Origin of the sequence: Thiothrix sp. UBA5583, assembly GCA_002425225.1 — a bacterium.
Taxonomy (GTDB): Bacteria; Pseudomonadota; Gammaproteobacteria; order Thiotrichales; family Thiotrichaceae; genus Thiothrix; species Thiothrix moscowensis.
Genome location: DILV01000026.1, coordinates 125,613 through 137,785 on the forward strand (window position 1 = coordinate 125,613; position 12,173 = coordinate 137,785).

Below are 12,173 nucleotides of genomic sequence, written 5' to 3' on the forward strand. Positions count from 1 at the left end.
TCCTAACAGGCGTCTTTCTCAATATGGGGCTTAATCAGCTCATCCGGCGGCACTCCTCCAGCGTCGCTTGAATGGTTTCTGCAAAAGCCTTACGGTCTTCGTCGGTCAGGCACGCCCCGATTTCGATACTCTTGCCGTGTGACTGCAAGAGCAAACGGCTGGGATACCAACTGTGCTGATCCAACTGAAGTACGATAGAAACCCAGTGCGTTTGAAAACGACATTCTTGCAATATTTTTACGCCGCGCCGTGCGATGAACAGGATGTCATCCGGGCAGATTCGCAGGGTTTCAGAATAACGGGAGTGACGCTCGAACAGGTACAGGCTAACACCCAACACCAGCAATTCCAGCAGCGTGAAAGGCAACACCAGCCATACGCCCAGCAGCAGGAAGCGCAACGCCACTACCAGGGATAAAACCGTTACCACCAGGAAGAACACCAGCATCCCCGCTGGGGACAAAGAGCGGTTTGGCCGCACCTCAAAGGTTCGGCAAGCATGGGAAGATGTACTGTCTGTCATTGTCATGACTACAACCCCGCTCTTTTGGTTTGGAAGTGTGTGATTTCACACAGTGTGGAAGTAATATATCCTAGTTTTTGATATTTATCATTGAAACTTGCAGGGAATTTCTCATGTTAGTATCTGATAATAAACTGAAATGGCTGGTTTTATCCGGCGTGCTGCTGCTGGGCGGAATACTGCTGCTGTTCTCCATGCGGACACAGGAAAAGCAACGGGTTGCCCTTGATCTGCCCACCTTGGGTGGTGAACGGGTACAGATACCTGACCCGCAAGGGCGTCTGACGTGGGTTAACCTGTGGTCTGCCAGTTGTGCCGCTTGCCTGCAAGAAATGCCTGATTTGGAAACGTTACACCGCGAGCAGCGTAGCCGTTTGCAAGTCATTGCGGTGGCCATGCCTGACGACCCGCCCAATATGCTGGTGGAAACCCAGGCTCGTTTGCAACTGGGTTTGCCCATCGTGCTGGATCTGCAAGGGCAGGCTGCCCGGCAATTGGCTCCCGAGCGGATTGTGCCAGTGCATCATCTGCTGGATGCACAAGGGCGTATCTTGTACAGCGTGCGGGGCGGTTTGAACCATACAGAAATGCTCGCCATACTGACCAGACACAAACCGCTTGACAATGCATTAAATTAGTGATTGACAAGCGGAATTTGATTACCTATATTCTTGCGCTTTCTTGCAAAGGCAGCCTGTCTGGGCTGCCTTTCGCATTTCTGGCTGTTATGGCGGATTTTTGGGAGGTTTAAGCCGTGACTCATGCAGTAATGCCGACGTATGCACGTTTGCCGGTTACTTTCACCAAAGGTGAAGACGCACTCCTGTGGGATACCACAGGCAAACAGTATCTGGATGCCCTCAGCGGTATTTCCGTGTGCAACGTAGGCCATGCGCGACGTGAAGTGGCAGATGCCATCTGTGCGCAAGCCCATGAATTGCTGCACACCTCCAACCTGTACCAGATTGCCCATCAGGAAGCCCTGGCGGAAAAACTGTGTGCGCTCTCCGGGCTGGACAAAGTGTTTTTCAGCAACTCTGGTGCGGAAGCTAATGAAGCTGCCCTCAAGATTGCCCGCCTGTACGGTCACAACAAGGGCATTGCTGTGCCAACTGTGGTGGTCATGACCAATTCGTTCCACGGGCGCACCATGGCAACCCTGACCGCGACCGGCAATACCAAGGTGCAGACCGGGTTTGCCCCGCTGGTGGAAGGTTTCGTGCGGGTGGAATACGGCGATGCGGCGGCGGTGGAAGCCTTGGCAGCGACCAACCCGAATATCGTGGCAGTGCTGGTAGAGCCGGTGCAGGGCGAAGGTGGTATCCGCATTCCAGCGGACGACTATCTGCCGCGCTTGCGAGCGATCTGCGACCAGCACGACTGGCTGCTGATGCTGGATGAAATCCAGTCAGGCATGTGCCGCACCGGCAAGTGGTTTGCTTTCCAGCATACCGCCATCCAGCCGGATGTGATGACGCTGGCGAAAGCCTTGGGCAATGGTGTGCCGATTGGTGCATGTCTGGCAGGTGGCAAGGCTGCTTCCGTATTTGGCCCCGGCAACCACGGCTCCACCTTTGGTGGCAATCCGCTGGCCTGCCGTGCGGCATTGGCAGTCATTGAGGTGATGGAACAAGCAAACCTGGCAGCCCGTGCGGCTGAACTGGGTGATTATTTCCTGTCGCAATTCCGCACCAAACTGGCGGGTGTGGCAGGTGTGCGAGAGATTCGCGTCAAGGGATTGATGCTGGGTATTGAGCTGGAGCGTGACTGTGGTGAGCTGGTCAAACAAGCCCTGGAAAAAGGCATTCTGATCAATGTGACAGCGGGTAATGTTATCCGTTTGTTGCCGCCACTGGTCATCAGCTATGAGCAAGCTGAACAAATTATAACTATGGTAACAGAATTGGTGCAGGCATTCCTGTCACCGGCTGCTGGAGAGAAGCCATCCTGAGCGGTGGTTGCTGATTGAGGATAGAGAGATGAATAACAACGCTGTCAGGCACTTTTTAACCCTGAGCGATTTTACCCCGGTTGAATTGCTCGCCGTTATCGGTCGCGCCATCGAGCTGAAAGCGCTGCAAAAGCGGGGCGAAATTTTTGAACCCCTGAAAAACCGCACCCTAGCGATGATTTTCGAGAAATCATCCACCCGCACCCGCGTATCATTTGAAGCGGGCATGACGCAACTGGGCGGGCATTCCATGTTCCTGTCCCCCAACGACACCCAGCTTGGGCGCGGTGAACCGATTGAGGATTCCGCCAGGGTCATTTCACGCATGGTGGATGTGGTGATGATCCGCACCTTTGAACAGGAAAAGGTGGAAACCTTTGCCGCCCATTCGCGCGTGCCGGTGATCAATGCCCTGACCGACAAGTTCCACCCCTGCCAATTGCTGGCGGACATGATGACCTGGATGGAACAGCGCGGTCTGCCCAATGGCAAGACCGTGGCATGGGTCGGCGACGGTAACAACATGTGCCATTCGTGGATGGAAGCCGCCCAATTGTTTGGTTTCCACCTCAATGTTGCCTGCCCGGAAGGTTATGACCCGGATGCCGACATGGTGAAAGCCACTGCTGGTTCCGTGACCTATTTCCGCGACCCGAACGCAGCAGTCAAGGGCGCTGAAGTGGTAGTCACTGACACCTGGGCGAGCATGGGGCAGGAAGCTGAAAAGAAAATCCGCGAAAAAGCCTTCGCCGGTTATCAGGTTGATACCAATATGATGCAACTGGCGGCTAAGGATGCGATTTTCATGCACTGCCTGCCAGCTTATCGTGGTCTGGAAGTGTCTGCGGAAGTGATGGATGGCTCACAAAGCGTGGTGTGGGATGAGGCCGAAAACCGCCTGCACGCGCAGAAAGCCTTGCTGGAAGTGCTGGTATGCGGCTTCCCGGCAGGAATGCCAGAGTGACCCCTCGCCCCTTGAGGGAGAGGGGGATGGGGGGTGAGGGGTTCTTATGCGCATAATCTCTGCCAACACCAACGGCATCCGCTCCGCTGCCAAAAAAGGTTTCTTCGACTGGATGAAACAACAGGCGGCGGATGTGGTGTGCATCCAGGAAACCAAGGCACAAATCCATCAACTGGAAGAAGACCGCGCCTTGTTTTTCCCCGATGGCTACCATTGCCATTACCACGATGCCGAAAAGAAAGGTTACAGCGGGGTAGCCATCTATGCCCGCCAGCAACCAGATGAGGTCATCATGGGGATGGGTAATGCCGAGTTTGATGCCGAAGGGCGTTATATCGAGGCGCGTTTCGGCGAGCTGAGTGTGGTTTCCCTGTACCTGCCGTCGGGTTCCTCCAGTGAGGAACGCCAGCAAGCGAAATACCGTTGCATGGAGCATTTTCTGCCGCTGATGGAACAGATGAAAACCAGTGGACGTGATTACGTCATTTGCGGTGACTGGAACATTGCCCACAAAAATATCGACATCAAAAACTGGAAGGGCAACCTGAAGAATTCCGGTTTCTTGCCGGAAGAGCGGGCGTGGCTGGACAAGCTGTTCGGTGAAGTCGGCTTTGTCGATGGTTTTCGCGAAGTGAATCAGGATGCCGAGCAATACACGTGGTGGTCAAACCGTGGGCAGGCGTGGGCGAAAAACGTCGGCTGGCGGATTGATTACCAAATTCTTACTCCCTCGCTGAAAGGTGCGGTGAAAGCGGCTTCGATCTACAAAGATGAGCGGTTTTCGGATCACGCACCGTTGATTCTGGATTACGAGTATCCTTTACAACCCTGAACGATTCACTGATCATGCAGTCCTAATGCCAATAACACCGTCAAAGGAACTGCCACATGAATGAAGCTGCTGCGCAGCCACAGGGCTGGGGTGAATCCATCCGTGCCTTTTTGCATCCCCGTGTCATTACCATGTTGTTTTTGGGCTTTGCTGCCGGGATTCCGCTTCTGCTGATTTTCTCGTCGCTGTCATTATGGCTGGGCGAAGCAGGGGTTGAGCGCAAGGCTGTTACTTTTTTCAGTTGGGCAGCCTTGGGGTATTCGTTCAAGTTTGTGTGGGCGCCGCTGATTGATAAGCTGCCAGTGCCTGTTTTGACACAAGTGCTGGGCAGACGCAGGGCATGGTTGCTGGTATCGCAACTGTTCATCATGCTGGCGATTGTGTTGATGGGCAGCATCGACCCGGCAATTGGCAAAGAAAACCTGACCCTGATGGCGCTGGCTGCGGTGTTGTTGGGGTTTGCTTCGGCAACACAGGACATCGTGATTGATGCCTACCGGATTGAGGCGGCAGAAACCCGCTTGCAAGCGATGATGTCGTCCACCTACATTGCAGGTTATCGGGTGGGCATGATTGTGGCGGGGGCAGGGGCGTTGTACCTGGCGTCGTGGTTCGGCTCCGACAAGGGGAATTACGTTTACACAGCATGGCAATGGACGTATTTCATCATGGCTGCCACCATGCTGGTCGGGGTGATTACTACGCTGGTGATTCCTGAGCCGGAACGCAAACAGACAGACAAGCACCATTATGCCGCCCTAGATTATGCCCGTTTGTTGCTGGTGTTTGCGGTTGCTGTGTCTGGTTTTGTGCTGACCTTTTTCTACAGCAGCAGCCTGTTTGACAGTTTCAATGCGCTGGTTGGTGGGGATGCTTTCATCGGTTTCGGGTTGGAAGCGCTGCATTTCGCGCTGGCTATTGCCGTGGCAGTACTGGTTGGCTGGGTGCTGGTGCAAGTGGGGCTGGTCAACCGTGACATGGCGCAGGATACCTGGGTTGCACCGATTGCCGATTTTTTTGCACGCTACGGTCTGAAAACAGCCTTACTATTGTTGGCACTGATTGGCCTTTACCGTATTACGGATATTGTGCCGGGGGTGATTTCCAATGTGTTTTACCAAGATTTGGGCTTCAGCAAGCCGGAAATTGCCACAGCGGTGAAAACCTTTGGGGTGATTGTCAGCATCGTGGGTGGTTTCGCGGGCGGTTTGATTGCGACCCGTTTTGGGGTGATGCGTACTTTAATGTGGGGCGCAATCCTGACGGCGTTTACCAATCTGGTGTTTGTATGGCTTGCTGTTGCTGGTTATAACGTGCCGGTGATGTATCTGGCAGTCACGGCAGACAATTTGGCAGCAGGTTTTGCCAGTGCGGCGTTTGTGGCCTTTTTGTCGAGTTTGACCAGTGTGTCATTCACTGCGGTGCAATACGCGATTTTCAGCTCCCTGATGACCTTGTTCCCGAAAACCATTGGTGGCTATTCGGGCACAATCGTGGATGCAATCGGTTATCCCGGTTTCTTTACGTTTACAACTCTGATCGGGATTCCGGTGCTGTGGCTGGTGTGGCTGGTTGGGCAGCATTTGCAGGTTTCATCTGGTGATGCTGATAGTTGAGGTGCAACGTTTTTCGCCAGGGTCTGGGGTCGCATCAGGGTAAAAGGTGCGGATGCCATTGCTCCGGCGCACAAATACCGTGCTGAAATCAACGTTGTCATCCGTGAGCGGGAGCAGGCAGGCACTGCTTTCGTTGCTGGTGGTGGGGTTTTCCACGAAAGCACGAGTGACAGCTTTGAGAAGGTCTTCCGCGCTCAGGGTCAGGCCATAACCCTTGATGGAAGATTGCGCATAACCACCGTTGGCAGCTTTCATTTTTACCCCCATTGAATACAGCACGCCGGGCACAACTTCGTTCTGGCGGTAGTTGTTCATGCGGCAGGCTTCGCCACTGGCTTGCAGTTGCAGGTAGCGCCCGTGGAAATGCAAGCCGCCGATGGCGCGGTTGGCTTCCGGTTCACCGCAAAAGATATGGTCAAACGCCTTGAGGTTGAACCAGGCATCGGTCAGGTCTTGCAAGTAGGTTTCCGTGGATGCCGCAGCCGGGCGGTCAGCAAAGACCCTGTTGCCGGTAAAAGCCTGGATGCGTTGCAACACTTCAGGATGATTGCGCAACAGGCTTTTGAATTCGTCGGGGGCAACCACCTTGCCCGCCGCCCCGCACGTGGCATTGACTGCCAGATCGAATGCGTCAAGGGTCGGTGCAGGAGGGGTAATATCGACCAGACCACCGACACTGACTTTGACCGGGTTGTTTTCGTTGTCGAAAAACGGCAGGCACTGGCTGGCAGTATTGCCCGCTGTCGTGGGTGGTGCGGGTTGCGGGCTGGGCAAACCATCAGCGTAATGCCCGCAGCTCAGGGCTACCCATTTGTTGTCCGTATCCACACGGATGAAAGTGTGCGTCGCGCCGGGTTGCTTGTTTTCACCCAGTGCGCTGTAAGTATTGCCGGTGGTCAGGGGTGTGGGGTTGGTTTGTTTTTTCAGGGAGGTGTAAGCATCGCATGGCTGGTCGATGACAAATTCACGCGGCTGCTCAAACAGCGTTTGTGCCAGTGCAGGCTGGATGATGCACAGCGCTGTGCAGGTAAATGTGAGGTTCCATAGCCCTTGTTTCATGTTGATCCCCTTGTCTGGAATAGGTGCGTCCTTATATCACGCCTGTATGACAGTTGCTGCCTTATGCTGGTTTCTTCAAGGGTATTTGTCCGCCATAATGTTGCCCAATTCAAGATGAATGGAGATAAACAATGACGCTTGGGCCGGTGATGTTGGATGTGGCAGGAATAGAACTGACTGCTGAAGACCGCGAGTTGTTGCTGCATCCCGCTGTGGGGGGCGTGATCCTGTTTGCCCGCAATTACCGCGATCCGCAGCAACTTGCTGCATTGACCGCAGACATTCGTGGTTTGCGTGCACCACACTTGCTGGTGGCAGTGGATCAGGAAGGTGGGCGGGTACAGCGTTTCCGGGCAGGTTTCCAGCGTTTGCCACCGGCGGGTGTGTTTGGGCAACTGTACCGGCAATCTCCGTCTGTTGCACAGCAGGCGGCGCGGCTGACTGGCTGGCTGATGGCGTCTGAGTTGCAGGCGGTGGGGGTGGATTACAGTTTCGCACCCGTGCTGGATATTGACCGGGGCATGTGTCGTGCCATTGGCGACCGGGCTTTCAGCCAGGATACACAGGCGGTGACAGCACTGGCGGGAGCCTGGATGCAAGGGGCAAGGCTGGCGGGGATGGCTTCGGTTGGCAAGCATTTCCCCGGTCATGGCGGGGTGGAAGCGGATTCCCATCTGGCGTTACCTTGTGATGAACGCAGTTTTGACACGTTGTGGCAGGAAGAACTGGTTCCGTTTCGCCATCTGGTGGCTCAGGGGTTGGAGACGGTAATGCCTGCGCATGTGGTGTATCCGGCTGTGGATACACAACCTGCCGGATTTTCAGAACGCTGGTTGCAGGGTATTTTGCGCGGGCAAATGGGTTTTCAGGGCGTCATCATCAGTGATGCGCTGGATATGGCAGCGGCAGAAGTGGCAGGTGGTTTTGTGGAACGTTCCAAAGCGGCATTGGCGGCAGGTTGTGACCAGTTGCTGGTGTGTAATAACCGGGTAGCAGCCATTCAGGTGGTGGAAGCATTGGCAGATTATCGTGATGCAGCGGCACAGGCACGGCTGGCGCGTCTTTACAGCCGTCATTTCAGCAGTCGGGAAAACTGTCAGGCCAACCCCTTGTGGCAAGAGGCACAGGCATGGCTGGCACGGCTGGAAAATGTGGATGAGCTGGTACTGGCTTATGATCCGACGACACGGGGTGGAATGGTGTTGTGATTGGATTGGGTAGTCTCCCGCTCAGGTTTATTTTTCCAAGGAGAAGCCCAACGCCCTCCACATCCCATCAACGCGGGCTTTGACCGCCGCATCCATCACAATCGGCGTACCCCATTCTCGCGTGGTTTCCCCCGGCCACTTGTTGGTCGCATCCAGCCCCATCTTCGACCCCAGCCCCGATACGGGCGAGGCGAAATCGAGGTAATCAATCGGTGTATGCTCTACCAGCGTGGTATCCCGTGCCGGATCCATGCGCGTGGTCATTGCCCAGATTACATCTTCCCATTTGCGCGTATCCACATCATCATCCACCACGATAATAAACTTGGTGTACATGAACTGGCGCAGGAACGACCACACCCCCATCATCACCCGCTTGGCATGACCGGGGTACTGCTTCTTGATGCTCACCACCGCCATGCGGTAGGAACAACCCTCCGGCGGCAAATAGAAATCCACAATCTCCGGGAACTGCTTCTGCAAAATCGGCACGAACACCTCGTTCAACGCCAGCCCCAGAATCGCTGGCTCATCCGGCGGACGCCCGGTGTAAGTGCTGTGGTAAATCGGCTCCTTGCGGTGGGTAATACGCTCGATGGTGAACACCGGGAAATTGTCTACCTCGTTGTAATAGCCGGTATGGTCGCCGTAAGGCCCTTCGGGGGCGAAATCGTCGGGGTAAATGTGGCCTTCCAGCACAAACTCTGCCGACGCCGGAACCTGCAAATCCACCCCGATGGCTTGCACCAGTTCCGTCCGCGAACCACGCAGCAACCCCGCAAACGCATACTCGGAGAGCGAATCAGGCACAGGAGTGACCGCCCCTAGAATCGTTGCCGGGTCAGTACCAATCGCCACCGCCACCGGAAACGGCTTGCCCGGATGCGCCTGCTGGAACTCGCGGAAATCCAGCGCCCCGCCGCGATGCGACAGCCAACGCATGATCACGCGGTTTTTACCCAGTACCTGCTGACGGTAAATACCCAGATTCTGCCGTTTCTGGTTGGGGCCTTTGGTAATCACCAGCCCCCAGGTAATCAACGGTGCTGCGTCTCCTGGCCAGCAATGCTGGATCGGTAAGCGGCTTAAATCCACTTGGTCGCCTTCCACCACCACTTGCTGGCAGGCGGCTTTGCTCACGATTTTGGGAGCCATGTCCAACACCTTGCGGAAAATCGGCAGGGCATTCAACGCATCTTTGAAACCTTTCGGCGGGTCGGGCTGTTTCAGTAAAGCCAGCAGCTTGCCGACTTCACGCAAGGCATCGGTGGATTCTTCGCCCATTCCCAAGGCGACGCGGCGCGGTGTACCAAACAGGTTTGCCAGCACAGGTATGTTGTGGCCTTTGGGCTTTTCAAATAACAGGGCAGGGCCACCGGCACGCAACACACGGTCGGCGATTTCGGTCATTTCCAGATAAGGGTCAACTTCGATGCTGATGCGTTTCAGCTCGCCCATTGTTTCCAGTTGCTGGATAAAGTCGCGCAGGTCATGGTATTTCATGGCCTGCATGATAACGGAAAATATGCGCTGCCCGCAGCCCCTTTGCCGTTTACTTCTTTTCCTTGTTGATAGCGTCAATGACTGCCTGGAATTCTTTGCTGTACTTGGGGGAAGCCTTCATTTCAAGGTAAGCGTCCTTCATTCCTTTTTGATATGCTTCTTTGCTTTTATCCGGGCAGGATTTGAGGATCAAGCCAAGAATAAAGCCAATGGCAATACCAAAAAAATAGCAGGATGACATGGGGTAAACTCCTTGCTGTCGTTGTCATGGGGTGGGGTTGTGCAACTTGCGGGCATATATTTTGCTTATAGTTTAGGTTAGTCAACATGATCTGTAGCAAAAAATCTGTGTAAAAAACTTAAACATAGTGGAAAAAATATGAGCAAAGAGCCTGATCATTCTCTGCTTGCTTCGCCAGTGCTGCGTTACTGGTTGGCTACCCGCCCTGGTTTCCTGGCAGCCAGTCTGGTTCCGGTACTGATTGGTGTGGCAGCCGTCAGTCAGCAGGGGGGCAAGGTTAGCCTGTGGTTGTTGTTGCTTGCCTTGCTGGCAACGGCATTGGTTCATGCAGGGGTTAACGTGCTGAACGATTATTACGACGATGCCAATGGTACGGATCGTTGTAATACCCAGCGGATTTTTCCGTTTACGGGGGGCAGCCGCTTTATCCAGAACGGTGTGTTGTCGGCGGGGGATGCACTGGTATTCGGTGCAGGGCTGTTATCTGCTGCCATGTTGCTGGGAATTTGTATGGCTTGGGTGAGCGGATCATCACTGTTATGGGTGGGCGTGGCAGGTTTGCTGCTGGGCTGGGGGTATTCTGCACCGCCGTTGCGTTTGAATAGCAGGGGGCTGGGGGAACTAGCGGTTGCTGCCGGGTTTGGTATTCTGACCCCGTTGGGAAGCTGGTTTGTGCAAACCGGCGAGATGGCGCTTTACCCGGTGCTGGTCAGTGTGCCGGTTGCCTTGCTGGTGATGAATATTCTGTTTATCAACCAGTTTCCTGACTATCAGGCTGATACTGCCTGCGGCAAGCATCACTGGGTTGTGCGCTTGGGGCCGCAACGGGCTGCCCCAATCTATTTGCTGACCGTGTTGTTGGCTGCTTTCCTGCTGGTGGCAATGGTCATGGTTGGTGGCTTGCCTCCGTTGGCATTACTGAGCCTTTTGCCGCTGAAACTGGCCTGGCAGGCTGGTTTGCAGTTGCAGCAATACGCCACCCAACCGGCGCGACTGGAGCCAGCCATCAAGATGACGATTGGCAGCATGATCCTGCACGGCTTGTTGTTAAGCCTCGGTTTGTGGTTGGGTTGAGTCGGCTGGGGTAGACGACTGGACGGATGGCTCCGCCGGTTTGCCTTCCAACGCGGCAAGGCGTTTTTCCAGCGCTTCCAGTTTTTCGCGGGTACGCAGCAACACGGCTGACTGAATGTCGAATTCTTCCCGCGTGACCAGATTCATTTTTTGCAGGCTACTTTCCATCACGCCGCGCAGGTTTTTTTCCATGTCTTCCTGTAAGTGGCGCATTGGCTCGGGCAGAGCTGCTGAAAAGCGTTTTACGAGGTCTTCCAGGTTTGTTGGCCCAACCATGCCGTTTTCCTTTGTTGAGTGTTGAATTGCACTGGATTGTAGCAAATCGTGTGTGTATCCGGTGGGTTTCCGTAAAGTAGTGCATTAACGTCTGCTTATGCACTTTTAAGGTGCAACTCTTTTGCTTTCCTGTGGATATTTTGATCGGTTTGGGCGGCTTTTTTACAACAGTGTGTCCATTTCACCGGTTTTGCGGCTTTTGGCGTAGTTGGCACACCAATTGCAAAAGTCCAAACGTGATTTAAAAATTTTCTTACAGGAGATATTGAGATGAAAAAAGGCATTCTGTTGACTGCAACTGTCTTGGGGACTTTGATCAGTGTACCTGCAATGGCTGAAGTAAGCGGGAACCTTGGTGTCACCAGTAATTACATCTGGCGTGGTGTTGAACAAGCCAATGGTTCTGGCGCACTTTCTGGTGGTATTGATTATAGCGCTGACAACGGGGCATACGCTGGTGTATGGGGTAGCAGCCTTGAGTCTAATGGTGAAGAAGTGGATTTGTATGCTGGTTACAAAAAAGAACTAGCAAATGGTGTGAGCTATGATGTTGGTGCTATCAAGTACGTTTACCCGACACAAGACGGTGCGTGGGACTTCTCTGAAGCCTATGGCAAAGTTGCTTATAAAGGCGTAGGTGCGGAAATTGATTATACTCTTGAAGACAATGATATTGGCAGTCAAAAAGGTGATCTTTACTACGCGCTGGGTTATACCGGTGAGCTGAATGGTGGCTGGGGTTATGGCTTGAAAGCCGGTAAATACAACTTTAAAGACGACACACTTGATTACAATCATCAACAGGTTTCTTTGACTAAAAGTTTTGAAAAAGCAGGTGACTTTACGCTTGCTGTAGACGATACCGATAAAGCAGGCAGTGATCCGCTGGTTTCTGTTTCCTGGAAAAAATCTTTCGACTTCTAAGC

At 54.0% G+C, this 12,173-nt stretch carries 13 protein-coding genes; 8 read left to right on the forward strand and 5 right to left on the reverse strand.

What is annotated here, in order from left to right:
* Window positions 1-34 precede the first annotated feature (34 nt).
* Complete coding sequence (locus B2U47_RS09385) at window positions 35-529, reverse strand: DUF2244 domain-containing protein (RefSeq protein ID WP_296679509.1); 495 nt, start codon at window positions 527-529, stop codon at window positions 35-37.
* A 107-nt stretch (window positions 530-636) separates the two neighbouring features.
* Between B2U47_RS09385 and B2U47_RS09390 the strand changes: the two genes are divergently transcribed.
* From B2U47_RS09390 to B2U47_RS09410, 5 genes are all read left to right on the forward strand, one after another.
* The gene (locus tag B2U47_RS09390; protein ID WP_296679506.1) at window positions 637-1,161 is read left to right on the forward strand and encodes a TlpA family protein disulfide reductase; all 525 of its coding nucleotides are present in this window, start codon (window positions 637-639) and stop codon (window positions 1,159-1,161) included.
* A gap of 116 nt (window positions 1,162-1,277) precedes the next feature.
* The gene (locus B2U47_RS09395; RefSeq protein ID WP_296679504.1) at window positions 1,278-2,474 is read left to right on the forward strand and encodes an aspartate aminotransferase family protein; all 1,197 of its coding nucleotides are present in this window, start codon (window positions 1,278-1,280) and stop codon (window positions 2,472-2,474) included.
* Between the two features lie 28 nt (window positions 2,475-2,502).
* The gene (gene argF / locus B2U47_RS09400; RefSeq protein WP_296679502.1) at window positions 2,503-3,438 is read left to right on the forward strand and encodes an ornithine carbamoyltransferase; all 936 of its coding nucleotides are present in this window, start codon (window positions 2,503-2,505) and stop codon (window positions 3,436-3,438) included.
* A gap of 46 nt (window positions 3,439-3,484) precedes the next feature.
* A complete protein-coding gene (locus B2U47_RS09405) occupies window positions 3,485-4,270 on the forward strand; it encodes an exodeoxyribonuclease III (protein ID WP_296679500.1) in 786 nt (261 codons plus the stop codon).
* 56 nt (window positions 4,271-4,326) lie between these two features.
* Window positions 4,327-5,886 (forward strand): AmpG family muropeptide MFS transporter, encoded by a 1,560-nt coding sequence (locus tag B2U47_RS09410; RefSeq protein WP_296679498.1) that lies wholly within the window; start codon window positions 4,327-4,329, stop codon window positions 5,884-5,886.
* On the opposite strand, the gene B2U47_RS09415 is transcribed toward B2U47_RS09410, so the two are convergent.
* Window positions 5,863-6,945, reverse strand: coding sequence for an EndoU domain-containing protein (locus B2U47_RS09415; protein WP_296679496.1), 1,083 nt, complete (start codon window positions 6,943-6,945; stop codon window positions 5,863-5,865). The two genes, B2U47_RS09410 and B2U47_RS09415, sit on opposite strands and share 24 nt — an antisense overlap.
* Window positions 6,946-7,076: 131 nt before the next feature.
* On the opposite strand from B2U47_RS09415, the gene nagZ reads away from it, so the two are divergent.
* Complete coding sequence (gene nagZ / locus B2U47_RS09420) at window positions 7,077-8,153, forward strand: beta-N-acetylhexosaminidase (RefSeq protein WP_296679494.1); 1,077 nt, start codon at window positions 7,077-7,079, stop codon at window positions 8,151-8,153.
* A 27-nt stretch (window positions 8,154-8,180) separates the two neighbouring features.
* Here nagZ and ubiD read toward each other — a convergent pair whose 3' ends face one another.
* Both ubiD and B2U47_RS09430 read right to left on the reverse strand, forming a co-directional pair.
* Entirely contained in the window at window positions 8,181-9,656 is a 1,476-nt protein-coding gene (gene ubiD / locus B2U47_RS09425) for a 4-hydroxy-3-polyprenylbenzoate decarboxylase (RefSeq protein ID WP_296683368.1), read from the reverse strand.
* Between the two features lie 49 nt (window positions 9,657-9,705).
* The gene (locus B2U47_RS09430) at window positions 9,706-9,897 is read right to left on the reverse strand and encodes a hypothetical protein (RefSeq protein ID WP_296679487.1); all 192 of its coding nucleotides are present in this window, start codon (window positions 9,895-9,897) and stop codon (window positions 9,706-9,708) included.
* A gap of 138 nt (window positions 9,898-10,035) precedes the next feature.
* On the opposite strand from B2U47_RS09430, the gene B2U47_RS09435 reads away from it, so the two are divergent.
* A complete protein-coding gene (locus B2U47_RS09435) occupies window positions 10,036-10,971 on the forward strand; it encodes a prenyltransferase (protein WP_296679485.1) in 936 nt (311 codons plus the stop codon).
* On the opposite strand, the gene B2U47_RS09440 is transcribed toward B2U47_RS09435, so the two are convergent.
* A complete protein-coding gene (locus tag B2U47_RS09440) occupies window positions 10,945-11,247 on the reverse strand; it encodes an accessory factor UbiK family protein (RefSeq protein ID WP_296679483.1) in 303 nt (100 codons plus the stop codon). The genes B2U47_RS09435 and B2U47_RS09440 overlap by 27 nt on opposite strands.
* A 270-nt stretch (window positions 11,248-11,517) precedes the next feature.
* Between B2U47_RS09440 and B2U47_RS09445 the strand changes: the two genes are divergently transcribed.
* A complete protein-coding gene (locus B2U47_RS09445; RefSeq protein WP_296679481.1) occupies window positions 11,518-12,171 on the forward strand; it encodes a TorF family putative porin in 654 nt (217 codons plus the stop codon).
* Window positions 12,172-12,173: the final 2 nt, after the last annotated feature.